The 24,649-nt window shown below is 52.3% G+C and carries 29 protein-coding genes; 9 read left to right on the forward strand and 20 right to left on the reverse strand.

Translation table 11 applies throughout. The features are described from left to right. Window positions 1–8: 8 nt before the first annotated feature. Window positions 9–1,529: a putative basic amino acid antiporter YfcC gene (yfcC, locus tag FDX19_RS20600; RefSeq protein WP_137384164.1), complete on the forward strand. Its 1,521-nt coding sequence runs from the start codon at window positions 9–11 to the stop codon at window positions 1,527–1,529. Window positions 1,530–1,584: 55 nt separating this feature from the next. Here the strand turns inward: yfcC and yfcD are convergent, their stop codons facing one another. Genes yfcD through yfcF form a run of 3 tightly spaced genes read right to left on the reverse strand, consistent with a single transcriptional unit; the run spans window position 1,585 to window position 3,447 of the window. After that, complete coding sequence (yfcD, locus tag FDX19_RS20605) at window positions 1,585–2,139, reverse strand: NUDIX hydrolase YfcD (RefSeq protein WP_137384165.1); 555 nt, start codon at window positions 2,137–2,139, stop codon at window positions 1,585–1,587. Window positions 2,140–2,195: 56 nt separating this feature from the next. Continuing rightward, on the reverse strand, window positions 2,196–2,747 hold the full coding sequence (gene yfcE / locus FDX19_RS20610) for a phosphodiesterase (RefSeq protein ID WP_137384166.1): 552 nt from the start codon (window positions 2,745–2,747) through the stop codon (window positions 2,196–2,198). A 55-nt stretch (window positions 2,748–2,802) separates the two neighbouring features. Beyond that, a complete protein-coding gene (gene yfcF, locus FDX19_RS20615) occupies window positions 2,803–3,447 on the reverse strand; it encodes a glutathione transferase (RefSeq protein WP_137384167.1) in 645 nt (214 codons plus the stop codon). 134 nt (window positions 3,448–3,581) lie between these two features. On the opposite strand from yfcF, the gene yfcG reads away from it, so the two are divergent. The 4 genes from yfcG to FDX19_RS20635 all read left to right on the forward strand — a co-directional run bounded on the left by yfcG (window position 3,582) and on the right by FDX19_RS20635 (window position 6,134). Further along, the gene (gene yfcG / locus FDX19_RS20620; protein WP_048211061.1) at window positions 3,582–4,217 is read left to right on the forward strand and encodes a GSH-dependent disulfide bond oxidoreductase; all 636 of its coding nucleotides are present in this window, start codon (window positions 3,582–3,584) and stop codon (window positions 4,215–4,217) included. A gap of 54 nt (window positions 4,218–4,271) precedes the next feature. Then, window positions 4,272–4,634 (forward strand): dihydroneopterin triphosphate 2'-epimerase, encoded by a 363-nt coding sequence (gene folX / locus FDX19_RS20625; RefSeq protein WP_005129505.1) that lies wholly within the window; start codon window positions 4,272–4,274, stop codon window positions 4,632–4,634. 19 nt (window positions 4,635–4,653) lie between these two features. Beyond that, the gene (locus FDX19_RS20630) at window positions 4,654–5,547 is read left to right on the forward strand and encodes a TIGR01777 family oxidoreductase (RefSeq protein ID WP_137384168.1); all 894 of its coding nucleotides are present in this window, start codon (window positions 4,654–4,656) and stop codon (window positions 5,545–5,547) included. A 71-nt stretch (window positions 5,548–5,618) separates the two neighbouring features. After that, a complete protein-coding gene (locus FDX19_RS20635; RefSeq protein ID WP_137384169.1) occupies window positions 5,619–6,134 on the forward strand; it encodes a GNAT family N-acetyltransferase in 516 nt (171 codons plus the stop codon). 33 nt (window positions 6,135–6,167) lie between these two features. On the opposite strand, the gene hisP is transcribed toward FDX19_RS20635, so the two are convergent. The 15 genes from hisP to pdxB all read right to left on the reverse strand — a co-directional run bounded on the left by hisP (window position 6,168) and on the right by pdxB (window position 20,312). After that, window positions 6,168–6,941 carry a histidine ABC transporter ATP-binding protein HisP gene (gene hisP / locus FDX19_RS20640; protein WP_137384170.1) on the reverse strand — a complete coding sequence of 258 codons (774 nt, stop codon included), beginning with the start codon at window positions 6,939–6,941 and terminating at the stop codon, window positions 6,168–6,170. Between the two features lie 13 nt (window positions 6,942–6,954). Further along, the gene (gene hisM, locus FDX19_RS20645) at window positions 6,955–7,662 is read right to left on the reverse strand and encodes a histidine ABC transporter permease HisM (protein ID WP_137384171.1); all 708 of its coding nucleotides are present in this window, start codon (window positions 7,660–7,662) and stop codon (window positions 6,955–6,957) included. After that, window positions 7,659–8,345 (reverse strand): histidine ABC transporter permease HisQ, encoded by a 687-nt coding sequence (locus tag FDX19_RS20650; protein ID WP_137384172.1) that lies wholly within the window; start codon window positions 8,343–8,345, stop codon window positions 7,659–7,661. The genes hisM and FDX19_RS20650 overlap by 4 nt, the downstream gene beginning before the upstream one ends. 186 nt (window positions 8,346–8,531) lie before the next feature. Further along, a complete protein-coding gene (gene hisJ, locus FDX19_RS20655; RefSeq protein ID WP_137384173.1) occupies window positions 8,532–9,314 on the reverse strand; it encodes a histidine ABC transporter substrate-binding protein HisJ in 783 nt (260 codons plus the stop codon). 247 nt (window positions 9,315–9,561) lie between these two features. Continuing rightward, window positions 9,562–10,344, reverse strand: a complete 783-nt coding sequence (gene argT, locus FDX19_RS20660; RefSeq protein WP_137384174.1) for a lysine/arginine/ornithine ABC transporter substrate-binding protein ArgT — start codon at window positions 10,342–10,344, stop codon at window positions 9,562–9,564. Window positions 10,345–10,631: 287 nt separating this feature from the next. Further along, window positions 10,632–11,201 (reverse strand): UbiX family flavin prenyltransferase, encoded by a 570-nt coding sequence (locus FDX19_RS20665; protein WP_137384175.1) that lies wholly within the window; start codon window positions 11,199–11,201, stop codon window positions 10,632–10,634. Between the two features lie 95 nt (window positions 11,202–11,296). Continuing rightward, entirely contained in the window at window positions 11,297–12,814 is a 1,518-nt protein-coding gene (gene purF, locus FDX19_RS20670; protein WP_137384176.1) for an amidophosphoribosyltransferase, read from the reverse strand. Window positions 12,815–12,847: 33 nt separating this feature from the next. Further along, entirely contained in the window at window positions 12,848–13,336 is a 489-nt protein-coding gene (gene cvpA, locus FDX19_RS20675; RefSeq protein WP_005129678.1) for a colicin V production protein, read from the reverse strand. 202 nt (window positions 13,337–13,538) lie between these two features. Beyond that, window positions 13,539–14,207, reverse strand: coding sequence for a cell division protein DedD (gene dedD, locus FDX19_RS20680; RefSeq protein ID WP_137384177.1), 669 nt, complete (start codon window positions 14,205–14,207; stop codon window positions 13,539–13,541). After that, window positions 14,197–15,465, reverse strand: a complete 1,269-nt coding sequence (gene folC / locus FDX19_RS20685; protein ID WP_137384178.1) for a bifunctional tetrahydrofolate synthase/dihydrofolate synthase — start codon at window positions 15,463–15,465, stop codon at window positions 14,197–14,199. Before folC ends, dedD begins: the two co-directional genes overlap by 11 nt. Window positions 15,466–15,534: 69 nt before the next feature. Next, window positions 15,535–16,449 (reverse strand): acetyl-CoA carboxylase, carboxyltransferase subunit beta, encoded by a 915-nt coding sequence (gene accD, locus FDX19_RS20690; protein WP_137384179.1) that lies wholly within the window; start codon window positions 16,447–16,449, stop codon window positions 15,535–15,537. A 149-nt stretch (window positions 16,450–16,598) separates the two neighbouring features. Then, window positions 16,599–17,258: a DedA family protein gene (locus FDX19_RS20695; protein ID WP_003028140.1), complete on the reverse strand. Its 660-nt coding sequence runs from the start codon at window positions 17,256–17,258 to the stop codon at window positions 16,599–16,601. A 24-nt stretch (window positions 17,259–17,282) separates the two neighbouring features. Beyond that, window positions 17,283–18,095 carry a tRNA pseudouridine(38-40) synthase TruA gene (gene truA / locus FDX19_RS20700; RefSeq protein ID WP_137384180.1) on the reverse strand — a complete coding sequence of 271 codons (813 nt, stop codon included), beginning with the start codon at window positions 18,093–18,095 and terminating at the stop codon, window positions 17,283–17,285. Further along, window positions 18,095–19,108: an aspartate-semialdehyde dehydrogenase gene (locus FDX19_RS20705; RefSeq protein ID WP_137384181.1), complete on the reverse strand. Its 1,014-nt coding sequence runs from the start codon at window positions 19,106–19,108 to the stop codon at window positions 18,095–18,097. Before FDX19_RS20705 ends, truA begins: the two co-directional genes overlap by 1 nt. 67 nt (window positions 19,109–19,175) lie before the next feature. Then, entirely contained in the window at window positions 19,176–20,312 is a 1,137-nt protein-coding gene (gene pdxB / locus FDX19_RS20710) for a 4-phosphoerythronate dehydrogenase PdxB (RefSeq protein WP_137384182.1), read from the reverse strand. Between the two features lie 108 nt (window positions 20,313–20,420). Between pdxB and flk the strand changes: the two genes are divergently transcribed. After that, complete coding sequence (flk, locus tag FDX19_RS20715; protein ID WP_137384272.1) at window positions 20,421–21,428, forward strand: flagella biosynthesis regulator Flk; 1,008 nt, start codon at window positions 20,421–20,423, stop codon at window positions 21,426–21,428. On the opposite strand, the gene FDX19_RS20720 is transcribed toward flk, so the two are convergent. Beyond that, entirely contained in the window at window positions 21,425–22,603 is a 1,179-nt protein-coding gene (locus FDX19_RS20720) for an MFS transporter (RefSeq protein ID WP_137384183.1), read from the reverse strand. The two genes, flk and FDX19_RS20720, sit on opposite strands and share 4 nt — an antisense overlap. Before the next feature lie 179 nt (window positions 22,604–22,782). Further along, entirely contained in the window at window positions 22,783–23,157 is a 375-nt protein-coding gene (locus FDX19_RS20725; protein ID WP_137384184.1) for a hypothetical protein, read from the reverse strand. Between the two features lie 171 nt (window positions 23,158–23,328). On the opposite strand from FDX19_RS20725, the gene FDX19_RS20730 reads away from it, so the two are divergent. The 3 genes from FDX19_RS20730 (at window position 23,329) to FDX19_RS20740 (ending at window position 24,623) form a co-directional block, all read left to right on the forward strand. Next, window positions 23,329–23,586 (forward strand): helix-turn-helix domain-containing protein, encoded by a 258-nt coding sequence (locus FDX19_RS20730; RefSeq protein ID WP_137384185.1) that lies wholly within the window; start codon window positions 23,329–23,331, stop codon window positions 23,584–23,586. A gap of 150 nt (window positions 23,587–23,736) precedes the next feature. Beyond that, window positions 23,737–24,105 carry a hypothetical protein gene (locus FDX19_RS20735; RefSeq protein ID WP_137384273.1) on the forward strand — a complete coding sequence of 123 codons (369 nt, stop codon included), beginning with the start codon at window positions 23,737–23,739 and terminating at the stop codon, window positions 24,103–24,105. Then, window positions 24,105–24,623 carry a YbjP/YqhG family protein gene (locus FDX19_RS20740; RefSeq protein WP_137384186.1) on the forward strand — a complete coding sequence of 173 codons (519 nt, stop codon included), beginning with the start codon at window positions 24,105–24,107 and terminating at the stop codon, window positions 24,621–24,623. Before FDX19_RS20735 ends, FDX19_RS20740 begins: the two co-directional genes overlap by 1 nt. The last annotated feature ends 26 nt before the right edge of the window (window positions 24,624–24,649 follow it).

Below are 24,649 nucleotides of genomic sequence, written 5' to 3' on the forward strand. Positions count from 1 at the left end.
AGTCCTTCATGTCTGCAGTAACAGAATCACAACCCGCGAAAAAATGGGCCATGCCCGACACGCTGGTGATTATTTTTTTCGTCGCCATTTTAACCAGTCTGGCAACCTGGGTCGTTCCCGTCGGAATGTTCGACAGCCAGGAAGTGCAGTACCAGGTTGATGGACAAACCAAAACGCGTAAAGTGGTCGATCCCCACTCTTTTCGTATTCTGACCAACGATGCGGGGGAAGAGCAGTATCATCGGGTTAAGTTCTTCACCACCGGCGATGAAAGCCCTGGTCTGATGAATTTTCCGTTTGAAGGGTTAACCTCCGGTTCAAAATTTGGCACCGCCGTTGGCATCATTATGTTTATGCTGGTGATTGGTGGTGCATTCGGTATCGTAATGCGCACAGGAACCATCGATAACGGCATCCTGGCGCTGATCCGTCATACCCGGGGTAATGAGGTCCTGTTTATCCCAGTACTGTTTATTCTCTTCTCGTTAGGCGGTGCCGTCTTTGGGATGGGGGAAGAAGCGGTCGCTTTCGCCATTATCATTGCACCGCTTATGGTGCGGTTAGGTTACGACAGTATCACCACCGTTCTGGTGACCTATATCGCCACCCAAATTGGCTTTGCCAGCTCATGGATGAACCCATTCTGTGTGGTTGTCGCACAGGGTATTGCGGGTGTCCCTGTACTCTCGGGTTCGGGTCTGCGGATCGTAGTATGGGTTGTGGCGACGATGATCGGCCTGACGTTCACGCTGGCCTACGCGGCACGCATTAAGAAGAACCCTCTGCTGTCCCGGGTGCATGAATCGGACCGTTTCTTCCGTGAGCAGCAGGACGAGGTCGTCGAGCGACGTTTCACGCTGGGTGACTGGCTGGTCCTTTTCGTACTTACTGCGGTAATGATTTGGGTGGTCTGGGGCGTTATCGTCAACGCGTGGTTCATTCCTGAAATTGCCAGTCAGTTTTTCACCATGGGGCTGGTGATTGGCATTATCGGGGTTGTTTTTCGACTCAACGGTATGACGGTCAATATCATGGCCTCCTCGTTTACTGAGGGTGCGCGAATGATGATCGCGCCTGCCCTGTTGGTCGGCTTTGCCAAGGGAATATTGCTGCTGGTTGGTAATGGCGAAGCGGGTGATGCCAGTGTGTTAAATACCCTGCTGCACAGTATCGCCAACGGTATCAGTGGCCTGGACAACGCGATTGCGGCCTGGTTTATGCTGCTTTTCCAGGCTGTGTTTAACTTCTTTGTCACGTCTGGATCGGGTCAGGCAGCACTGACTATGCCGCTACTGGCACCACTGGGCGATCTGGTGGGGGTCAACCGTCAGGTCACCGTACTGGCCTTCCAGTTTGGCGACGGATTCAGTCATATTATCTATCCAACGTCGGCATCCCTGATGGCAACGCTAGGTGTTTGTCGGGTGGATTTTCGTAACTGGCTGAAGGTCGGCGCCACGCTGTTGGGACTGCTGTTTATTATGTCCAGCGTGGTGGTGATTGGCGCGCAGATAATGGGTTACCACTAAAAATGATTGCCCGGCCTACAGGATTTCTCAACGCTGTAGGCCGGATGAGCAGTTTTTACTCAGCTTCTTCCTGCTTTTCGGCTTTCGCACTTTCATTCTTGGCATTGCGTGTCATCCACAGCGCCAGTGCTTTCAGTGAGTCCGGTGTAAATTCATCACAGCGCGCGGTAATTTCTTCCGGCGTCAGCCAGCACACTTCACTAATCTCTTCTTCCTGCAGCGCAAACGGTCCGTGAGACACGCAGCTAAACAGTCCGCCCCAGACGCGACAGTTCTGGTCTTCAAAATAAAACTGACCGTGCTCGGCAAATGGGACGCCGGCAATGCCCAATTCTTCTTCCGCTTCACGACGCGCGGAGTCCAGAAGCTGTTCATCAGCCTGCACAACCCCCCCCGCGGTAGCATCCAGCATACCGGGCATAAAGTCCTTTGTCTCAGTGCGACGTTGAACCAGAATTTTACCCATACCATCATGTACAACAATATACGTTGCACGGTGGCGCAAGCATTGTGCCCGCATTTGTTCCCGGCTGGATTGTGCGATGACTTCATTGTCTTCATTCACAATATCCACCCATTCAGTACTTGCCAAACGACGCTGTTCCACCATCAGGAAACCTTCTTTTTTCTAGCGCTCTTACGGCGCGTTTACGTTTGTGGGGTAACTTACGGATTAATCTCGACCTGCGCAATAATACTTTGATCATTGAGTGCCATCACGCTGAGAACATTATCAGCCAGAATCCCATAGCTTGCCGTAAATCCCCCTTTCGGGATGCTTACCGAACCTGGGTTAAATTGGTAGATATCCCCACGTCGCTCTGCCACCGGCAAATGTGTATGCCCATAAACCAGCACATCGCCGGCGTTGAGCGGTGGTAAGTTATCCGGACCAAAAAGATGTCCGTGCGTCAGAAAGAGTCGCTGGCTGTCAGTCAGAATTTGCTGCCACGGCGCGGTTATTGGAAAATGCAGGAGCATCTGATCCACTTCGCTGTCGCAATTCCCACGCACCGCAATTATCCGCGACGCCTGCTCATTCAAACGCTCGGCGACCTGCGCTGGCGCGTAGCCCTGTGGCAGCGCATTACGCGGCCCATGGTTCAATACATCGCCCAGTATCACCAGCCATTGCGCACCGCTTTGGGCAAATCGTTCAAGTACGCATTCCGTAGCCGGCAACGAACCATGAATGTCCGATGCGAACATCAGTTTCATCACTCACCCCTCGTTGAAAAATACCTTTCAATGATACTGGATTACGCCCCTACTTTCAGCAGGAACGCTTCGCTGAAAGCGCGATAAAACGTTGTACCGAAGCGCGCTGCCACTGGAAGGTGGCATACTCCGCGAGCTGTTCTGGTACATCATCGCCATTCAGAACCAGTCGATTAAGCATTAGCGCTAAATCGCTGTCTGCAATACACCATTCACCAAACAAATTCTGCTTACCGTGCGCCAGTAAACTGCCCGCCGTAGCAAACAATTTTTCCGCACTGGCCCTGCCTGCTTCTGTCAACGGACCTTTCTTCACGCCACCAAAAACCACATCCGTCGAACGCTCTTCCCGGACAGGCATCAGATCGCTGCGGAGCCAGGCCTGAACCTGGCGGGCACGAGCCCGTTTTTGTAGATCGTGCGGATAAATGCGCTCCCATTGCGGCGGCGCGAAACGCTCTTCCAGGAATTCGGCAATCGCCGAGGATTCACTCAGTTCAAAACCGTCAATGTCCAGAACCGGTACGCGCCGCGTCAGCGCATACCCTTGCCATGAAGGTTGTAAGTGTTCACCACTATTGAGGTCGACAGTTTTCAGCGTAAAAGGCAGCCCTTTCTCTTGCAGAGCGACATAAACAGACAGCACATAAGGGGAGAAAAAGTTGGCATCTGACCACAGCGTAATTGCAGGTTTGCTCATAATGTCCTCTGACGTGTATTGGCTTGCTTTCAAAATATAGAGTCTTTCTCTCGCTGTCACTTGATGAAAACTCACGCACGTCGGCAGCTTCTATACTTGTAGTGACCCGGTTCATGACAAAACGGACGCTGACAATGATCGACCTCTACTACACGCCATCGCCAAACGGGCACAAAATCACACTGTTTCTCGAAGAGGCACAGTTAAAATACCGTCTGATTCATGTAGATATCAGCAGAGGCAGCCAGTTCCGCCCTGACTTTTTGCTGATTTCACCAAATAATAAAATTCCGGCCATCATCGACTGCGCCCCGGAGGATGGTGGAAAACCCATTAGCCTGTTTGAGTCTGGCGAGATTTTACTCTACCTGGCGGAAAAGAGCGGTAAGCTACTCAGCGGCGAATTACGCGAGCGCCATACCACGCTGCAGTGGCTGTTCTGGCAGGTCAGCGGGCTGGGCCCCATGCTGGGACAAAATCATCACTTCAGCCACTTCGCACCGCAGACAATCCCCTATGCCATTGAACGGTATCAGGTAGAAACCCAGCGACTGTACAACGTCATGAATAAACGTCTGGAAATATCCCCCTGGCTGGGTGGCGATCATTACAGCATTGCCGACATTGCCTGCTGGCCGTGGATTAATCTCCACCAGCGCCAGCGTATCGACCTCGACAACTATCCGGCGGTCAATAACTGGTACGAACGTATCCGCACTCGTCCCGCAACAGAACGGGCGATGCAGCAAGCGCAGAGCGAGAAAAGTTAACGCGATTCGGTTCTCGTGTATCATGAAAAGGTTCATACATGGAGGAAACCTGCAATGTCACAACCTGACGCAATTATTCGTATAAAAAACCTTCGTCTGCGCACTTTTATCGGCATTAAAGAAGAAGAGATCCTGAACCGACAGGATATCGTCATCAATATTGCCATCCACTATCCCGCAGACAAAGCCCGGACCAGTGAAGATATCAACGACGCGCTGAATTATCGCACCATCACCAAGAGCATCATTTCGCACGTTGAGAGTAACCGCTTCTCATTGTTGGAAAAATTAACGCAAGATGTGCTCGATATCGCACGCGAACATCACTGGGTCACTTATGCTGAAGTGGAGATCGATAAACTTCACGCATTGCGTTACGCCGACTCCGTTTCCATGACATTGAGCTGGCAGCGCTAAACGTAACCCGGGAGGCGACATGCAGATTCTGATTACCGGCGGTACTGGCCTGATTGGACGTCATTTGATCCCCCGCCTGCTGGAACTGGGGCATCAGATTACCGTAGTGACACGTACTCCTGATAAGGCTCGTCAGATTCTGGACTCTCGGGTCACACTATGGAAAGGGCTGGAAGAGCAGCAAAACCTCGATGGTATTGATGCTGTCATCAATCTTGCCGGAGAGCCTATCGCTGACAAACGCTGGAGCGCGGAGCAAAAAGAGCGTTTGTGCCAGAGCCGCTGGGGGATTACGCAGAAACTGGTCGATTTAATCAAGGTCAGCGACACGCCGCCCTCAGTGTTAATCTCCGGTTCCGCTACCGGTTACTACGGCGATTTGGGCGAAGTTGTGGTTACGGAAGAAGAGCCACCGCATAACGAATTCACCCATAAGTTGTGCGCCCGGTGGGAACAGATCGCCAGCGCTGCGCAAAGCGACAGAACGCGCGTATGTTTGCTGCGTACTGGCGTTGTATTGGCCTCTACGGGCGGGATCCTCGCTAAGATGGTCCCACCGTTTCGTCTGGGGCTTGGCGGTCCTATCGGCAATGGGCGTCAATACCTGGCCTGGATCCATGTTGACGATATGGTCAACGGGATTATCTGGCTGCTGGATAACGATCTGCGCGGTCCCTTCAACATGGTTTCGCCATACCCGGTTCGCAATGAGCAGTTTGCCCATGCGCTGGGTCATGCCCTGAACCGCCCGGCGATCCTGCGCGTTCCAGCGGCCGCTATGCGGCTGCTGATGGGCGAATCCTCGGTGCTGGTCCTCGGGGGTCAGCGCGCGTTGCCCAAACGCCTGGAAGCGGCCGGTTTTGCGTTTCGTTGGTACGATTTGGAAGAAGCGCTGGCCGATGTCATCCGATAATGTCTGATATCCCTTCACTGTTGCCATTGTGGTGGTATGGTTAAAAAACCGAATACCACGATGGCGACGTTATGGCGATAATATCAACACCCCGACTTACCCTCTCGTTGTACCAACTCGCTGACTGGCCTTTTTTCCAGCGGCTACGAGAAAATCCTGACGTCATGCGTTTCATGGGGGATATCGCCCCAACCAAAGATACTCGCCTGCTCTTCGCCAGACGCCTTTCCGCTCGACATACCTTTGTTATCCGGGAGCACAACAACACGACGCAACTGGGCGATATTGGCTTACAGATAAGCCATCTTTATCCTCAGGAAGCTGATATTGGCTACGCCATCACGCCGCGGGCGCAGGGAAAAGGTATTGCCAGCGAAGCCGTACGTGCCGTGTGCGATTATGCCTTTCAACAGGCTGGCGTAACGGCGATAAATGCCTATGTATTAGCCGGGAATACCGGATCGATACGCATTCTGGAAAAAACAGGATTCAAACGCACTCAGGTGCTTGAAAAAGCCTATGAAGTGAACGGCATAGCGCATGACGACTGGGTTTATCGTCTGGAGTACAGCGCGTTAAAACGGTAGGCCCGGCAAGCATAGCGCCTCCGGGCAACTCAATTACTTCAGCGATCCTTTAAGGAACTGCTGTAAACGCGGGCTTTGTGGGTTCCCAAACACCTGCTCCGGATTGCCCTCTTCTTCAATTTTTCCCTGATGCAGGAAAATAACGTGTGAGGAAACGTGGCGGGCAAACCCCATTTCATGCGTCACGACCACCATGGTTTTCCCCTCCTCAGCCAGCTGTTGCATGATGCGCAGCACTTCGCCGACCAGCTCTGGGTCTAGCGCCGAGGTGGGTTCATCAAACAGCAGAACTTCCGGCTCCATCGCCAGCGCACGGGCAATTGACACACGCTGCTGCTGACCGCCGGACAGATGCACCGGGTATTTCCCCTGCGCGCGCTCATCAATACCGACTTTGGCCAGATACTTCACCGCACGCTCGCGGGCTTCCTGCTTGCTCAGCCCCAGCACCTGAATCGGCGCTTCCATGACGTTTTCCAGCACCGTCATGTGGCTCCACAGGTTGAAGTGCTGAAAGACCATCGTCAGTCGCGTACGCAGCAGGCGCAGCTGATTTTTATCGGCAACCTTAAGCTGGCCGTCTTTGTCGCGCACCAGACCAATGTTCTGGCCACTGACGACAATCGAACCGGCGCTCGGTTTCTCGAGAAAGTTAATGCAGCGCAGGAAGGTACTTTTACCTGAACCTGACGAGCCAATAATACTGATAACATCACCTGCGTTGGCCTGCAGCGATACCCCTTTCAGCACTTCATGTTCGCCGTAGTGCTTATGTAAATCGATAACGTTTAATTTATTCTCAGGCATCGTGTTACTCGAACTATTTAGAGGATACATGCTGCAACCAGCGTTTTTCCGCTTTACGGAACAGACTGATCAGGACATACGAAATCATCAAATACAGTACAGCGGCAATACCGAATGCGGTAAATGGCTGGTAGGTTGCCGAGTTGATATCACGGGCGATTTTCAACAGATCAGGCACCGTTGCGGTAAACGCCAGCGCCGTGGAGTGCAGCATTAAAATCACTTCATTGCTGTAAGCCGGCAGCGCAATACGCAGCGCGGAAGGCAAGATAATGCAGCGGTACAGTTTGAAGGAAGAGAAACCGTAGGCGCGTGCGGCTTCAATCTCGCCATGGGGCACGGAACGGATAGCCCCGGCGAAGATCTCCGTCGTGTATGCACAGGTATTCAGCGTCAGCGCCAGTACGGTACAGTTAAGCCCGCTGCGGAAAAACGCGTTGAGGAAATCCGTGCCTTTAACTATCTCCAGCGTATACATCCCGGAATAAAACACCAACAGCTGAACATACAACGGCGTTCCACGAAAAATATAGGTGAACAGCCAGATGGGAAACTGGATAAACTTATTACTGGAAACACGACCAATTGCCAAAAACAGCGCCAGTATCCCGCCCATCACCACTGACGAAATCAGAAGCCACAGGGTGATAGCAACGCCGGTGTAGCGATATCCGTCGGTCCACAGCAGGGACTTCCAGTATTCCTGAATAATCTCAATCACAGGTCAGCCCTCTTCACACCCACGGAATAGCGGCGCTCAAGGTACAGCAGCACACCATTAGACACGGTGGTAAACACCAGATAGATGACCCCGCACACTACGGCAAAATAGAACGGCTCCCAGGTACTCTTCCCGGCAAGCTGAGTGGCTTTCACTACGTCTTCAAGTCCAAGCAACGACACCAGCGCCGTGGCCTTCAGAATGACCTGCCAGTTGTTGCCAATTCCCGGTAAGGCATAGCGCATCATCGCCGGGAACATAATGCGGCGAAATATTTGTGAGCTGGTAAAACCGAATGCCGTCGCCGCTTCAATATGACCTTTCGGTACCGCCATAAACGCGCCACGGAAGGTTTCAGTAAAATAGGCTCCGTAGATAAACCCGAGCGTAATAATCCCTGCGACCATCGGATCGATATCAATCTGACTGATACCCACTGCATCGGTAATGGTATTCAGCGCGATTTGTAATCCGTAGAAAATGAGCAGCATTAAGACGAGATCGGGAACCCCGCGGATAAGCGTGGTGTACCCTTCGAATATAAGCGCCAGCGCCCGGCTTTGCGAAAGCTTCGCTGCCGCGCCAACAAGGCCTATCATGACCGCCAGCACTACCGAGCTGAGAGCCAGCTCCAGCGTAACAATCGCACCCTGTAAAATAACACCTGAAAAGCCATACAACATGCTGCCTGTCCTGTCGTGTGTGGTGGAGTAATAAGCCTCTTTTGATTTCAGACTAACCGTTAAATGCCGGATGGCGGCTTTGCCTTATCCGGCCTACAAAATCACCGTAGGCCTGATTAGCGCAGCGCCATCAGACATCAATTCAACGCGTCAAAAATCTACGGGCTTTATCAGCACCTGCGGTGATTAACCGCCGTAAACATCAAAATCGAAGTACTTTTTCGCCAGCTTCTCGTAAGTACCGTCAGCTCGCATTTCGGCAAAGGCTTTGTTCAGCGCTTCGCGCAGCTCGTTGTCGTCTTTGCGCAGTCCCATACCGGTACCCACACCGAACAACTTCTCATCTTTCACAGACGGGCCGCTGAATTTGTAATCTTTACCAACTGGCTGCTTCAGGAAGCCTTCGCTGGCTGCGACTTCATCCTGGAATGCGGCATCAATACGCCCGGCAGTCAGGTCAGAATAGATATTGTCTTGCCCCTGATAGGAGACAATTTCGATGCCTTTTGGCGCCCAGTGTTCGTTACCGAACGTTTCCTGAGTGGTGCCCTGCAGCACGCCGACACGTTTACCTTTCAGAGACTCAATGGTCGGCTGAATAGCGGAATCTTTAGCAACCACCAGACGAGAGTCTGCTGCATAAAGCTTGTCGGTAAAGGCAATCTCTTGCTGACGTTTTTCAGTAATGGAAAGCGACGACATGATGGCATCGATCTTCTTCGCTTTTAACGAAGGGATCAGCGCATCCAGCGGGTTTTCCACGAAGGTACATTGTGTATTGATGCGTTTGCAGAGCTCTTTAGCCAGATCGATATCAAAACCGACCAATTCACCCTGTGCATTTTTCGATTCGAACGGTGCATAAGTAGGATCGGTACCGATACGAATTTTTTGCGGGATGGCTGCAAATGCTGCGGTAGCACTGGAGAAAGCCAGAACCAGAGAAAGAGACAACACCAGTTTTTTCATAACTATCCTCAACAGACTGTCTTTTATAGGGGATCTTTACAGGACCAGGTGCAGTTATCGTGCCATTAATCAGGCCGACAAGGCAAAGCATTCTACCTTGTCAGCGGTATTTATTTGCATGAAAAGCGCTTAAGTATGCACTCATGCTTATTAAGTCAGCGACAAAAGCACCAAAACAGTGCACTGAATTTATTATGCACCGTAATGGTTACCCGCAATGGTGCAGTCAATTCCCCTCTTCGGCGTATTAATCGCCGTAGACATTGAAGTTAAAATACTTGCTCGCCATTTTGTCGTAGGTGCCGTCTTTGCGCAGTTCGCCCAGCGCTTTATCAAACGCCGCTTTCAGCTCGACATCGTCTTTGCGTAAGCCAATCCCGGTCCCGTCGCCAAAATATTTTTTATCTTTAACTGACGGACCGGCAAACGCGTAATTTTTACCTGCAGGTTGTTTCAGGAAACCTTCACTGGCTGCGACTTCGTCCTGCAACGCCGCGTCCAGACGGCCTGCCGTCAGGTCAGAATAGATAAGGTCCTGGTTCGCATAAGCCACCACGTCCACGCCTTTGCTGCGCCAGTTGTCATTGGCATAGGCTTCCTGTGTCGAACCTTGCAGGACGCCAACATGTTTACCCTTGAGGGAGTCCAGAGTCGGCTGAATTGGGGAGCCTTTCGCGGCGATCAGACGTGAATCTGCTGCGTAAAGTTTGTCTGAGAACGCAATTTCTTGCTGGCGTTTCTCGGTGATGGAAAGCGAAGAGATGATGGCATCAATTTTTTTCGCTTTCAGCGACGGGATCAGCGCATCAAAATCACTGGCAACCCAGGTACATTTGATCTGTATACGTTTACACATCTCATTTCCCAGATCGATATCAAAACCGACAAAATCGCCTTTGGCATCTTTAGAGGAAAAAGGAGCGTACGTTGTATCTGTACCAATACGAACTGTCTGCGGAAGTGCTGCGTAGCTGGCCGCGGTGGCGGAGAGTCCTACCAGCAAAGACAAAGCAAGAACCGTCTTCTTCATACATAACCCTCAAGTGGCGTAATTTTATTATGTTTTACGTTGTGTTGTGTGTTTGCAGACTTTTTCATGCAGGTCTTATGCCATTTTCGCATCGATGAGGATATTCGACGTTAAATATGTTAATAAAACGTTGCAATAATGTCCTGATTTTGAAGATAGCAGGTCTGACGGTTGAACCGCAGCGTTTCGTTGCGTTTTAACGAATTAAATGTTGAGGATATGATCGCGGTTACAAAATTGCCCTGAAACAGGGCAACGGATGTTTCTTTGCACGCTGATGGAACGGCTTACGCCCCTTGCCAGCGGGTGAACAGGTCCTGCGGAAGAGCGATATCAAACTGATCAAGCACACGATTAACCGTTTGATTAATCACATCATCAAGCGTCTGTGGCCGATGATAGAAGGCGGGAACGGGTGGCATAATCACCGCGCCAATTTCTGCCGCCTGAGTCATAAGACGCAAGTGCCCGAGATGCAGCGGAGTCTCACGTACACACAGCACCAGGGGACGGCGTTCTTTCAGCACCACATCTGCCGCACGGGTAAGCAGTCCATCGGTGTAGCTGTGAACAATGCCAGAAAGCGTTTTGATTGAACATGGCAGAATAACCATTCCGGCGGTCTGAAAAGAACCGGAGGAGATACTGGCGGCGATATCGCGCGTATCGTGCGTCACATTCGCCAGGGCCTGCACGTCGCGTACAGAGAGGTCCGTTTCCAGCGCCAGCGTCTGCCGCGCCGCCTGGCTCATCACCAAATGGGTTTCCACATCGGTAACGTCACGCAAAACCTGTAGCAGGCGCACACCGTAAATTGCCCCGCTTGCGCCAGAAATACCAATGATGAGTCGTTTCATGTTTAATCGCCCTTGCTTGTTCAGGGCCGACTTTGCAGGAATTTACGGTGAGTTGCAAGCAAGGGTGCAGGTTGCCCCTTGCTTGCGATCAAACGTTAACCTTCGTTGTGCATCTCAAGATTTTCCGCTTCGTTCTGGCGCAATACCGCTTTGGCATCGTCATTACGCAAAGAGTCGAGGAAATCGAGATACTGCTGGTCAACATCTTTAGTGACATAGACGCCATTAAACACAGAGCATTCAAACTGCTGAATGTCCGGGTTCTCAGCACGTACAGCGTCGATCAGATCGTTCAGATCCTGGAAGATGAGTCCATCCGCGCCAATGATTTGACGGATCTCGTCCACTTCACGACCATGAGCAATCAGCTCCGTCGCTGTTGGCATGTCAATACCATAAACGTTCGGGAAGCGAATCTCCGGTGCGGCAGAGGCCAGATAAACCTTCTTCGCGCCAGCTTCACGCGCCATTTCGATAATCTGTTCTGAAGTCGTTCCACGCACGATGGAATCATCAACCAACAGTACGTTTTTATCACGGAACTCAGCACGGTTGGCATTCAGCTTACGGCGCACGGATTTACGGCGCAGCTGCTGGCCCGGCATGATAAAGGTACGCCCCACGTAGCGGTTTTTCACAAACCCCTGACGATATGGCTTACCGAGGATACGGGCAATTTCCAGCGCGATATCACAAGAGGTTTCCGGAATGGGGATCACCACGTCGATATCCAGGTCTTCCCACTCACGGGCAATTTTTTCGCCAAGCTTTGTTCCCATATTCACACGGGCGCTGTAGACGGAAATCTTGTCGATGAAGGAGTCAGGACGCGCGAAGTAAACATATTCAAACAGGCATGGGTTGCTGACCGGATTATCGGCACACTGGCGGGTAAACAGCTGGCCTTTTTCGGTGATATACACCGCTTCACCAGGAGCTACGTCGCGCAGGAATTCAAAGCCCAGCGTATCCAGCGCCACGCTCTCAGACGCCACCATATATTCGGTACGACCATCGCCGATATCGCGTTTGCCCAGCACCAGCGGGCGGATACCATTAGGATCGCGAAACGCCACCATACCGTGACCGATAATCATCGCCACGCAGGCATAGGCACCACGGATCTGACGGTTGGTCGCTGCAATCGCAGCAAAAATATTGTCGGCTTCCAGCGGATAATGGCGGAAGTTATCCAGCTCGCTGGCGAAAATATTCAGCAGAATTTCTGAATCTGAAGTGGTATTGATGTGACGGCGCTTTTCTTCGAACAGCTTTTTACGCAGCTCATGCGCGTTGGTCAGGTTGCCGTTGTGGGCAAGCGTGATGCCATACGGTGAGTTGACGTAAAAAGGTTGAGCTTCAGAGGCGCTGGAGCTGCCAGCCGTTGGGTAACGCACATGACCGATGCCCATATTGCCCTGCAAACGCTGCATATGGCGCGCTTCAAAAATATCGCTCACCATTCCGTTTGCTTTACGCAAACGGAAGCAGTTATTGGCATCAATGGTGATGATGCCTGCGGCATCCTGACCACGGTGCTGGAGCACCGTTAACGCGTCATAAATCGACTGGTTTACCGGCATAACACCGGCGATACCGACAATACCGCACATACGTCTTTTCCTCGTTCAGCAACGACCCAAAGTTTATACTTTGGGCAAGAAACTTGACGAGCTTTGCAGATAGTCAAAGAACCATCTGATGATGAAACTGAACTGCGGGATCAGCTGCGACTTACTCCAGTCTTCACTTTTCGACAGACCGGTAAACGTATCGAGAAAGAACAGTATGGCGGCGACGATCAGCGCCCCTCTCAGAGCACCGAAGCAGATCCCCAACACCCTGTCAGTACCCGACAGGCCTGTTTTCTCTACCAGTTGGCCTATCACAAAGTTAACGATAGCGCCGACGATAAGTGTCGCGATAAACAGTATCGCGATAGCAATCCCATTTCGAACCAGTTCGTCTTCAAAGCCCGTAAACCAGACAGACAGGTAAGTGTAGTAATGGCTGGCGACAAAGAAAGCACAACCCCAAGTCACCAACGATAATGCTTCACGTACAAAGCCACGGATCAGGCTAACCAGACAGGAAAAACCAATCACCGCGATAATGGCGTAATCAATCCAGACCATAAGTGTCCCACGATTTTACGCCCTGTCGTCCTGTTCGGGGCGCATTCTAACAGAAAAAGAAAACGTTTGCGTAGGGATTTCCTTTCCACGCGTAAATAAAAATGGCGCTGAAAAAATCTTCAACGCCATACGGTTTTATGCCTCTTCGGGCACTGCCGGATAGCGGTGTTAACACCGTACCCGGCCGACATGAGACTGCCCCTTAATTAGGGGTATACCCCATCACAACCCCACTCAGGCCGGAGATTTTCTGCAGTTCTCCCAGCGAGTTTTTCAGCTTATCTCTGGACGCATCAGGCCCAACGAGAATTCGGGTTATTTTACCCTGTACCGGCGTTGACGGGGAAGTATATACCCGGAAGCCCGCACCACGTAACTTACCGACGATCTCATTGACCTTATCCGCATTTTTCAACGCACCGAGCTGCACAACGTAGGCTTTCCCGGTTGGTGCCGGCGCGTCTTCGACAACCGGTTTCGGTGCTGGTGCAGGAACGGGCGTCGGCGCCGGAGCAGCGGCAACAGGTTGCGGCTTCGGTTTTGGTTTTGGCGGCTCCACAGGCGCAGGGACAGGATCGAACTCTGCGTTGTTTGCTGCCGTCAGACGCGACGGATCCAACGACGGCGCGGCCGCATCACCGGCACGTACCTCTTCTGCGGCACCTTCCGGCGGTTGCGTCGGCAGCGCCTGCGTCGCCGCAGGCATCATGTCCGGTTCATCGCGATCGCCAGGTTTTGGTACCAGCGGGATCGCCGCAAACTCATCCTGATAATGTTTTTTCTGCCCGTCTAGCAGCCCGGGAAGAACAATCACCCCAAGCGCGACCAGCACAATAGTGCCAACTAATCGATTCTGAAACTTACTCGCCACCGCTTCTCCCCACGTCTAGTACTTCCATGACATGTGCGACAGTGTGAAACGATCCACACACCAACACGGTATCTTCTGGTTTTGCCGCGGCCAGGGCCGCAAGCCATGCCTGAGCCACGCTGTCATAGGCTTCGCCATTACCCAGGTGCTCCAGCAGTTGTTCTGCCGTTGCACCACGCGGGCCTTCCAGAGGCGCACAATACCAGTCGTCAACCACGCTTTTCAACCAGGCTAACGTACCGGCAATGTCTTTATCATGTAGCATACCGATAACGGCAAGTACACGCCCGCTTTTCACTAACTTTTTCAGACGTTCAGTCAGATATTCCGCCGCATGCGGATTATGAGCAACATCAAAAATCACCCGCGGTGACTCGCTCACAATCTGAAAACGCCCCGGTAAAATAGCCTGCTCGATACCTTCGCGAATCGCCTGCTCGCTGACGTTAAGTCCGCTGGCTCTCAGTGCTGCCAGTGCGGTCGCGGCGTTAGGTTGCGGGACCTGCGGTAACGGCAGTTGTGTCAGCGTACCGTGGCTATCGCTGAATGACCAGTCGTTATCCGTAACCGAATAGCGCCAGTCCACGCCACGGCGCTGCAGTATAGCCCCTGTCTCTTGCGCCACATCCGCGATGGTATAAGGCATTTCCGGTTCACCGACGATAGCCGGTTTCTCTGCACGGAAGATCCCCGCCTTCTCACGGCCAATGCTTTCGCGATCGGGTCCCAGCCAGTCAGTATGGTCAAGCGCAATGCTGGTGACCACCGCGACATCGGCATCGACGATATTGGTTGCGTCAAGACGGCCGCCTAAACCCACTTCCAGAATCACCACATCAAGCTGCGCCTGTTTAAACAGCCACAATGCTGACAGCGTGCCGTATTCAAAGTAGGTCAGGGAAACATCACCGCGCGCCGCTTCAATCTCAGCAAATGAGGCGGTATGCGCAGACTCCGGCAACTCGCCCCCCTGCACGCGGACACGTTCCGTGTAGCGCACCAGGTGAGGAGAACTGTATACACCAACTTTATATCCGGCCGCGGTGAGTACGGACTCCAGCGTTCGGCAAGTCGTGCCTTTGCCGTTGGTTCCCGCGACGGTAAAAACAAACGACGCAGGTTTTAATACGCCCAGTTTCTGCGCCACCAGACTCACGCGTTCAAGACCTAAATCGATGGTTTTACTGTGCAGGTTTTCCAGATAAGAAAGCCACGAGGCCAGGGGCGACGCGGCTTGAGGAATACGTTTATTGTCCATGATGCCTGTAGATTCTTTACGTTGAGAAAAGCAAAAGGGCAGCGCCTGTGGCCCTGCCCTTTTCAGTTATCAGGCCTCTGATTCCTGATCGGGTACCGGAGGTACCACCTCGCCTTCACGCGGTTCATCCGGATTCGGCGCGGGCAGATTCATCAGCTTCGCCAGAACACTTGCCAGTTTCAGACGCATTTCCGGGCGGCGTACGATCATATCGATAGCGCCTTTTTCAATCAGGAATTCACTACGCTGGAATCCCGGCGGCAGTTTCTCACGTACGGTCTGCTCAATAACACGCGGACCTGCAAAGCCGATCAGTGCTTTCGGCTCAGCAATGTTGAGATCGCCCAGCATCGCGAAACTTGCAGAAACACCACCCATGGTAGGGTCAGTCAGTACGGAAATGTACGGTAAACCACGTTCCTGCATTTTTGCCAGCGCCGCAGAGGTTTTTGCCATCTGCATCAGTGACATCAGCGCTTCCTGCATACGCGCCCCGCCAGACGCGGAGAAACAGATCAGCGGGCAGTTGTCTTCCAGCGCCTGTTCGACCGCACGGACGAAACGCGCGCCGACGACAGAGCCCATGGAGCCGCCCATGAAAGCGAACTCGAATGCAGCTGCAACGACCGGCATGCCGTGAAGCGTACCTTTCATTACCACCAGCGCGTCTTTCTCACCGGTTTCTTTTTGCGCAGAAGCCAGTCTGTCTTTGTATTTTTTGGAATCACGAAACTTCAGCACATCTTTCGGCTCAAGCTCGCTACCCAGTTCCACAAGAGAACCTTCATCTAACAGGCTATGCAGGCGATTACGCGCCGACATGCGCATGTGATGGTCACACTTCGGACAGACCTCAAGATTACGTTCCAGCTCAGCACGGTATAAAACCTGACCGCAGCTATCGCACTTGGTCCACACCCCTTCAGGAATGCTTGCCTTGCGGGTGGGAGTAATGTTGCTTTTAATTCGTTCAATCCAGCTCATTGGTGACCTTTCTGCCTGAACCCTAGTCAGCTTTGTTATAAGGGGCGCATAATGCCATTTTTGCCCCTAACAGACCATGAATGTTGCACATTAAAACATAACAGCCCGAAACTTTGGATAAAAAAGTGGTCGAACCGCTGAGTTACTTTCTATTTTGCAGCCCGTGACGCAGCACGTTTATGGCGAATCACTTCAATTACCCCCGGCAATACGGAGAGGACGATAATTGCCACAATCAGTAATTTCAGGTTTTCCTGAACGATCGGCAGATCGCCAAACAAGTAGCCTGCATAAGTGAACAGCAATACCCACAGCAACGCGCCTACAACGTTATACATCGCAAAATGACGGTAAGACATGTGTCCCATACCCGCAACAAACGGTGCAAATGTACGCACGATAGGAACGAAACGCGCCAAAATAATCGTTTTGCCGCCATGACGCTCATAGAACGCATGGGTTTTATCCAGATAGCTGCGGCGGAAAATTTTGGAATTTGGGTTACTGAAAAGTTTTTCACCGAACAACCGGCCAATCGTGTAGTTCACCGCATCGCCCACAATCGCCGCCACAATCATCAACGCCACCATCAGATGAACATTGAGATCGTTCGTAGGCAGCGCAGAAAGCGCACCAGCGACAAACAGCAGCGAATCTCCTGGCAGGAACGGCGTCACCACCAGTCCCGTTTCGCAGAACAGAATCAAAAACAGAATAGCGTATACCCAGATACCGTATTCCGCGACCAGCTCCGCCAGGTGCACATCAATGTGCAGGATAAAATCGATGAGGAAGTAAATCAGATCCATAGTTATGCCTTTATACAATTCAAATTAGTCCGCCAGAAATAGCGGGCCCATTGGCGGTTTTGGCAGGTCAAATCGGTCAGGGTAATCTACCGCCACCAGATACAGACCTTCCGCCTTCGCCGTTGCTGCTGCTAACGTTCTGTCCTTCGCCGCTAACAGTTCTGCAATCCAGCTCTCCGGCTGGTTGTGGGCGCCTACTTCCATCAGGCTGCCGACAATATTCCTGACCATATGATGTACAAAGGCATTCGCTTTAATATCCACCACCACATAAGTGCCGAAACGCGCGACGTTTATATGCATCACGTTACGCCATGGCGTGCGTGACTGACACTGCACTGCCCGAAACGAGGTGAAATCATTTTCGCCAATCAGGCACTGAGCCGCACGATGCATACGCTCAGCATCCAGCGGCTCATAATAATGTGTCACGCCTTTACCCAAAACCGCAGGGCGCAACCGATGATTGTAGATGATGTAGCGATAACGGCGAGCCGTGGCGCTAAATCGGGCATGAAAATCATCCGGTACCGCTTTCACCCAGCGTACGGCGATGTCACCAGGTAAATTCGCATTTACCCCCAGCGTCCACGCCGCATCTTTACGTTGCGCGGTGGTTTCAAAGTGCACCACCTGTCCCGTACCATGAACACCCGCATCCGTGCGGCCCGCACAAAAGACAGTGATGCGTTCATTCGCAACCTGAGAGAGCGCTTTTTCCAGTTTTTCCTGAACGCTACGCACTTCGTTCTGGCGCTGCCAGCCATAATACTTGCTGCCGTCATATTCAATGCCCAGCGCAATTTTATGCGTTGACGGCTGTTGCAGGTCAGACATTAGTACAGGTACTCCTGCACCAGTTTTTCCGCAACTTTTACTGCCATCAATGCGCCGCCAAAGCGCACATTATCCGCCACGGACCAGAACTGAACCTGTTCCGGCATACCGTAGTCGTTATGTACGCAACCAATTGACAGGTGCGGCGTACCAGACGCATCGCCAACCTGGGTCGGGAAATCAGTCTCTTCTGACAGCACAATATCTTCACCACGAGAAAAGGCATCACGCGCCTCTTCTGCGGCCAGCGGGCGCAGCGCTTCAAAATTCACCATCTGCGCATGACCGTAGAACACCGGTGACTGCACGATGCTGGCTGAAATTAACAGGCCGTCATCTTGCATAATTTTACGGACTTCATCGACGATACGACGTTCTTCACGCACGCTACCTTCGCGATCGGGCAACAGCGGTAGCATATTGAACGCCAGTTGGCGGCCAAAGAAGTCATCCTCGTCAATCGGGATACCGTTGAGCAATTTCGCACTCTGGCCAGCCAACGCGTCTACCGCTTTTTTACCGTGGGCGGAAGCCGAGATAATGTTGGTTACCGTAATACGTGAGAGGCCACCGTCATCGATCAGCGGCTTCAGCGCGGAAAGCAGTTGACTGGTCAGGCTGTTTGGCACCGCGATAACGTTGCGATTGCGGTAATCTGCCAGTACAAATGGGTTAACGTCCGGGACGACCAGCGGAACGTCAGGCTCGAGCGCAAACAGACCGCTGCTGTCAATCACCAGACAGCCGGCATTGGTTGCTTCCTCCACCCATGCCGCAGTGGCTTCAACTCCCGCGACAAAAAATGCCAACTGAGCCTGGGTCCAGTCAAAGTCAGCGACATCCTGGACAATGACCGATTTACCGTTAAAACGCAGGTGTTCACCGGCACTTTCATTACGAGCCAGCGCATAGATTTCACCGACCGGGAACTGGCGTTCAGCCAGCGTATCGAGCAGGGCTTCGCCTACGGCGCCCGTTGCGCCCAGAATGGCAATATTCCAGCCTTCAGACATGGTGATTTACTCCAGAAATACATAAGCGTCCCTGTCGTATTATTCGACAGGGAGCATTAAGAAGACATTAATGTGCCGGATGATGAACGGCGTTAAAACCCAGCTTACACAGCAGGGCTGCGGCGGCAGCATCGTCACACATTACGTATAAAGACGACCATTCGCGACGTTCAAGATAATTCTTGCGCAGTTTATCAAATTCACCCGGAATTCCAGCAACTTTGCGCAGTGGCGCATCGTCGCGGCGCACATCATACACTAAATGAACCAGCCTTTTCAGTGTTGGCTGATCTAACGGACCATGCAAGGTAATACGGCCAAATTCCGGCGCGGGCAACAGCGTGTTTAACGCAACGTGCTGTTCACGACCAATAAATTTGCTATAGGCCTCAAAGACCTGCGTTGTCCCACGTGCTTTCCCTTCCAGGGTATAGCCCGCAATGTGCGCCGTACCGATGTCTGCTTTCTCCAGCAGCGCCACATTCAGGTCCGGCTCCCCCTCCCAGACATCCAGCACGACGCTCAGCGGCTGCCCGGCGTTGAGTCGGTTCAGTAAGGCGGAATTATCCACGACCGGTCCGCGGCAGGCATTAATCAGGATGGTGCCCGTTTTCAGGCGGCTAATCAGCGCTTCATCGGCCAGGTGCAACGTTTTGTACGGACCGTCTTTAAACAACGGCGTGTGGAAGGTCAACACGTCTGCTTGCTCAACCAATTCTTCCAGCGTGCAGAAATCGCCCTCGTCGCCCCGATCGGCACGCGGTGGATCGCACAGCAAAGTCCGGATCCCTAATGCTTCCAGTCGCGCCTGTAAACGCCCCCCCACATTACCTACACCAACAATACCGACCGTACGGTCACGTAACGCAAAACCGTCGCGCTCAGCCAGCATCAGCAGCGCAGAGAAAACATATTCCACTACTGCAATCGCATTGCAGCCGGGAGCAGCAGAAAAACCAATGCCTGACTGCGCAAGCCAGGCATCATCCACATGATCCGTGCCTGCCGTTGCCGTACCGACAAACTTTACCGGTTTTCCACTGAGTAGCGATGCGTTTACTTTCGTCACCGAACGCACCATTAACGCATCCGCATCATCCAGTTCGGTGACGGGAATCGGGCGACCGGGAACCGCTTTGACCTCCCCCAAACGACTGAACAGTTCGCGGGCATAGGGCATATTTTCATCAACGAGGATTTTCACGTCTTTCTCACCTGTTTGAGAACGAGAGTTAACCGGGCAAGTGTGCCATAATCTCGCCGCCAGGCATACTGCGAGACCTGGTTAGCACAGATTTAAGGAACAGAGATGATGCAGCCCATTTCAGGTATGCCCGCACGCCCTCCCGGCGAAGGCCAAAACCCTCCTTCCGTTGCCGGTGAACAGCCACTGTCCACGCAGCAGCGTACCGTGCTGGAACGATTGATTACCCGTTTGATTTCGCTTACCCAACAGCAAAGCGCTGAGGTGTGGGCTGGAATGAAGCACGATCTGGGCGTTAAAAACGATACACCGCTGCAGTCACGTCACTTCCCTGCCGCTGAGCAAAACCTGAATCAGCGTCTGGGGGTTGCTCAGCAGAATCATGCTAACCGTCAGGTTCTGTCGCAGCTCACTGAATTACTGAGTCAGGGAAATAATCGCCAGGCGGTGAGTGATTTTATCCGTCAGCAGTATGGGCAAACGGCGCTCAGCCAGCTCACGCCTGAGCAGTTAAAGAACGTGCTCACTCTGCTGCAGCAGGGGCAGCTTTCGATACCGCAGCCGCAGCAGCGCCCGGCAACCGACCGCCCTTTATTACCCGCCGAGCACAATACGCTAAATCAGTTGGTCACTAAGCTGGCGGCCGCCACGGGAGAGTCGGGGAAAATGATCTGGCAGTCCATGCTGGAACTGTCTGGTGTAAAAAGCGGCGAGCTGATCCCGGCAAAACAGTTCACCCATCTGGTGACATGGCTGCAGGCGCGCCAGACCCTCAGTCTGCAAAATGCGCCGACGCTGCAAACGCTGCAGGCGGCGCTAAAACAGCCGCTGGAGCCAAATGAGCTAACGGCCATCAAAGAGTATGCGCAGCAAACGTACCAGATCCAGCCGCAAACGATCCTGACGGCGGTACAAGTGCAGGACTTGCTGAATCAAATCTTCCTGCGCCGCGTGGAACGTGACCGGGAGCAGGAATTAAACGATCCGCGTCATCTTCAACCCATTTTCAGCCCGTTCGCACCGGTGATTGAAACAATAAAAACACTGTCGGCACGACCGGGGCTGATATTTGTCGCCTTGCTGGTAGCATTAGCCCTGTTCTGGTTGCTTGCTTAACCTTTTCGCAGAGTCAGCAGCGTCACGAAAATGCCCACCACCGCGGAAATCGCCCCGGCAAGGAATACCGAGGAGTAACCGTATGCAGTGGCCAGAACCCCGGCGACAGGACCGCTTATGCCGTAGGAAATATCCTGAAAAGCGGCGTAACCGCCGAGCGCCGTACCACGAACCTGGGCAGGCACTCGCTTCACGACCTCCACCCCCAGCGCCGGGAAGATCAGCGAACATCCGGCACCGGTTAATGCCGCTCCCAGCAGCGCAATCCAGGCAGATGGAGCCTGCCACAGTAGAATCAGACCCGCGGTTTCAACCAGTAAAGAGACAACTGCGACGTTAACCCCGCCAAACCTGTCTGGCATCCAGCCAAACAGAATACGCATCAGCACAAACGCCCCGCCAAATGCAGTCAGAGTGAAACCCGCCATCGTCCAGCCGTTGCTGACAAAATAGAGCGAAATAAAGGTACCGATTACCGCAAAACCAACGCCCTGCAGCGCCAGGCCCAGACCAGGTTTCCAGATAAGTCCCACCACGCTCCACAACGAAGGGCGTTCTCCTGCATGCGCAGGCACTTTACGCACGGTACCGTTGAACGCCCATGCCAGCAGCGGTAATACCATCGTGGTTCCCGCCAGCGCCGCGAAGCCAAAGTGGCTGTGGATCAGTAGCCCCAGCGGTGCACCGGCCGCCAGCGCGCCGTAAATCGCCATTCCGTTCCACGACATCACCTTACCGGAGCGCGTTGGCCCGACCAGCCCAAGCCCCCAGGTCAGCGTTCCGGTCAGTAGCTGGCTTTCACCAAAACCGAGGATCAAACGCCCAACGATCAACAACGCAAACTTCACCGGAACGGAGACGGGCAATAGCGCGGCTAACAACCACGCCGCGCCCGCCAGCGCACAGGCAAACATCCCCTGTAGCGCCGAACGTTTAGCGCCATATTGATCGGCTAAGCGCCCGGCGTAGCCGCGCGTTAATACCGTTGCCAGAAACTGGACGCCTACGGCGATACCGACCATGGTGTTGCCATAGCCCAGTTCCTGATGCACAAACAGAGGAATGACGGGCAAAGGTAAACCGACCGTCATATAGGTCAGGAAAACCGCAAAAGCGATACGAAACAGCGAAAAATTCGCCGAAGGTGTTTTTTCTTGTTGGGTTACAGCTGTCATGCGTTACTCCAAAATGCAGAGTAAGGCGAGGAATGTCCACGCCCCCTCTACCTGACTATCAGGATTAAGGTGCGTTGGATAACGTTAAACGCTTACGCATTATCAAGAGGATAATGTTGAAGCTGGAGTCTGCCTGCGAGTGGCCCTGGCTGTCAACTGTGAAAGCATCGCAGTGCGTTTCAACGCTGTGATTTCCCTACGAACAAAAAGGGAAATACCGCATCAATGCCTTTCGCTCTGAACCGCTCGGTTACCTGTTCACGCTGCTGCGGCGTCAGGAGCAGGAACATCATATCCCAAATCTCTTTGGGTCCTGCTTCCTGCACGATGTTGCGATCTGGTGCTTCGGTTTTCTCATTTTCATTCAGATACGAGCGTAGATACAGTGGGAACACAGAAATATGAAATTCCTCGGCCTTAGATTTCGCACGCTTGCGCTTAACGCCCTCTTTCCCTTCACTGTAGGTATTTAAGCGCAGGCGTACAGCGGGTGCGCTTCCAGGAAACCCCGGTAATTCAAGACACTCCTTTACCGTGAACCACTCTTTTACCATCAGTTTCTTTCCTTTCTGCTGATGAAATAAAAATATTTTTTCTTTTTCGCGAAATTTCAAATTAATTCTGGCACTATTCCTACGATAAAAAGAAAGTAACGTTCTTTTGTCTTTCTAATTTATAACCTGAAAAATATCGGTGCCGATAACACATCTTCTTAGGATTACAGAATGGAACACAAAAGCCAAGACTGGCATCGTGCAGATATTAAAAGTGCACTGGAAAAAAGAGGTATTACACTCAGAGAATTGTCACGTTCGGCGGGTTTATCTCCTGACTCGCTGCGTAATGTATTTACCCGCAGTTGGCCCCGTGCAGAACAGATCATCGCACAGGCGCTGGAAACCACGCCGGACGTAATTTGGCCGTCACGCTATCTTGCAAAATCAGCAAAAAAAACCGTTACAAAGAATAACCATCAATTATAAATATATTAACCAAAATTTACCCGGCGGATTTATTAATATCTCAATAAAATACATTTGCGATATTAATAGCACTATCGGCCCTTCCCATCAGATTAAATCCTGTTAAAGCAATACGCGAACTTATTACCTATTCCATTAACAGGAGTCATGATGAGCTGGAATAAAACAACCGCAGTTAATCACGCTAAATCACACGCGAGTTCACATTCTCAAGGACGCTGCGCGGAATTTACCCGCAAAGCCATTCAGGCAGGAGGTATCACTCTTGGGCATACTTATCATGCTAAAGATTATGGCCCCATGCTAAAAAGTGCCGGTTTCAGCGCCATTGGCCACTTTGAACAACCCCGGGAAGGAGATGTCATCATCATTCAGCCGTATGAGGGAGGAAACCCAAGCGGTCATATGGCGATATTTGACGGTCAGGAGTGGTACTCCGATTTTAGACAGCGTGATATGTGGGCGGGGCCTGGCTATCGGGCGGCAAAACCGTCATACACCATTTACAGGAAACAGTAATGAAAGCGTTCTCGTTGATTGCTCTGGTTTTGTTACTTTGTGGCTGTTCTTCATCCCACCGGGACAGCACTCAGGGTGTTAAACAATTCTATCTCGCGTGGATGTCCGCATACACACAAAATCGGGACACGTCCGCACTCATGCAACGCTATGTAGCGAAAGACGTTATCAATCGTCTGGCGCTGATTGATAGTCTTTACGAGCAGGAAATACGGGATTCTGACTACTTTATGTACGTGCAGGATTACGACCCAGAATGGATCCCGCTGTTACGGGTTGGAGCGGCTCAACCCTTTCTCGGTGGCGAAAAGGTGGAAGTACAATTAGGTGGGCCGACAGGTGAAGCCCCCATGCAGCTGGAAGTGTATACGCGTTGGGAAGACAGGCGCTGGAAAATTTATCGCGTTCGTGATATTCGCGATCGTTATGAACAGCCCATCTACAGTACCGGGGATATTACCCGTGCGAAAGCATGGTCTGCGGAGATCGCACCGGAGTACGAAAAGATGAATAAGTAAAAAAGGGAGCCATCAGGCTCCCTTTT

Origin of the sequence: Citrobacter sp. wls619 (genome assembly GCF_005281345.1) — a bacterium.
Lineage (GTDB): Bacteria > Pseudomonadota > Gammaproteobacteria > Enterobacterales > Enterobacteriaceae > Citrobacter.

Excerpts from the sequence above, each read along its gene's own strand:
- yfcC (WP_137384164.1), top strand. The coding sequence starts at position 9 with ATGTCTGCAGTAACAGAATCACAACCCGCGAAAAAATGGGCCATGCCC.
- yfcD (WP_137384165.1), bottom strand. The coding sequence starts at position 2,139 with ATGGTGGAACAGCGTCGTTTGGCAAGTACTGAATGGGTGGATATTGTG.
- yfcE (WP_137384166.1), bottom strand. The coding sequence starts at position 2,747 with ATGAAACTGATGTTCGCATCGGACATTCATGGTTCGTTGCCGGCTACG.
- yfcF (WP_137384167.1), bottom strand. The coding sequence starts at position 3,447 with ATGAGCAAACCTGCAATTACGCTGTGGTCAGATGCCAACTTTTTCTCC.
- yfcG (WP_048211061.1), top strand. The coding sequence starts at position 3,582 with ATGATCGACCTCTACTACACGCCATCGCCAAACGGGCACAAAATCACA.
- folX (WP_005129505.1), top strand. The coding sequence starts at position 4,272 with ATGTCACAACCTGACGCAATTATTCGTATAAAAAACCTTCGTCTGCGC.
- FDX19_RS20630 (WP_137384168.1), top strand. The coding sequence starts at position 4,654 with ATGCAGATTCTGATTACCGGCGGTACTGGCCTGATTGGACGTCATTTG.
- FDX19_RS20635 (WP_137384169.1), top strand. The coding sequence starts at position 5,619 with ATGGCGATAATATCAACACCCCGACTTACCCTCTCGTTGTACCAACTC.
- hisP (WP_137384170.1), bottom strand. The coding sequence starts at position 6,941 with ATGCCTGAGAATAAATTAAACGTTATCGATTTACATAAGCACTACGGC.
- FDX19_RS20650 (WP_137384172.1), bottom strand. The coding sequence starts at position 8,345 with ATGTTGTATGGCTTTTCAGGTGTTATTTTACAGGGTGCGATTGTTACG.
- hisJ (WP_137384173.1), bottom strand. The coding sequence starts at position 9,314 with ATGAAAAAACTGGTGTTGTCTCTTTCTCTGGTTCTGGCTTTCTCCAGT.
- argT (WP_137384174.1), bottom strand. The coding sequence starts at position 10,344 with ATGAAGAAGACGGTTCTTGCTTTGTCTTTGCTGGTAGGACTCTCCGCC.
- FDX19_RS20665 (WP_137384175.1), bottom strand. The coding sequence starts at position 11,201 with ATGAAACGACTCATCATTGGTATTTCTGGCGCAAGCGGGGCAATTTAC.
- purF (WP_137384176.1), bottom strand. The coding sequence starts at position 12,814 with ATGTGCGGTATTGTCGGTATCGCCGGTGTTATGCCGGTAAACCAGTCG.
- cvpA (WP_005129678.1), bottom strand. The coding sequence starts at position 13,336 with ATGGTCTGGATTGATTACGCCATTATCGCGGTGATTGGTTTTTCCTGT.
- folC (WP_137384178.1), bottom strand. The coding sequence starts at position 15,465 with ATGGACAATAAACGTATTCCTCAAGCCGCGTCGCCCCTGGCCTCGTGG.
- accD (WP_137384179.1), bottom strand. The coding sequence starts at position 16,449 with ATGAGCTGGATTGAACGAATTAAAAGCAACATTACTCCCACCCGCAAG.
- FDX19_RS20695 (WP_003028140.1), bottom strand. The coding sequence starts at position 17,258 with ATGGATCTGATTTACTTCCTCATCGATTTTATCCTGCACATTGATGTG.
- truA (WP_137384180.1), bottom strand. The coding sequence starts at position 18,095 with ATGTCTGACCTGCAACAGCCGTCAACGCATAAAATTGCGCTGGGCATT.
- FDX19_RS20705 (WP_137384181.1), bottom strand. The coding sequence starts at position 19,108 with ATGTCTGAAGGCTGGAATATTGCCATTCTGGGCGCAACGGGCGCCGTA.
- flk (WP_137384272.1), top strand. The coding sequence starts at position 20,421 with ATGCAGCCCATTTCAGGTATGCCCGCACGCCCTCCCGGCGAAGGCCAA.
- FDX19_RS20720 (WP_137384183.1), bottom strand. The coding sequence starts at position 22,603 with ATGACAGCTGTAACCCAACAAGAAAAAACACCTTCGGCGAATTTTTCG.
- FDX19_RS20725 (WP_137384184.1), bottom strand. The coding sequence starts at position 23,157 with ATGGTAAAAGAGTGGTTCACGGTAAAGGAGTGTCTTGAATTACCGGGG.
- FDX19_RS20730 (WP_137384185.1), top strand. The coding sequence starts at position 23,329 with ATGGAACACAAAAGCCAAGACTGGCATCGTGCAGATATTAAAAGTGCA.
- FDX19_RS20735 (WP_137384273.1), top strand. The coding sequence starts at position 23,737 with ATGAGCTGGAATAAAACAACCGCAGTTAATCACGCTAAATCACACGCG.
- FDX19_RS20740 (WP_137384186.1), top strand. The coding sequence starts at position 24,105 with ATGAAAGCGTTCTCGTTGATTGCTCTGGTTTTGTTACTTTGTGGCTGT.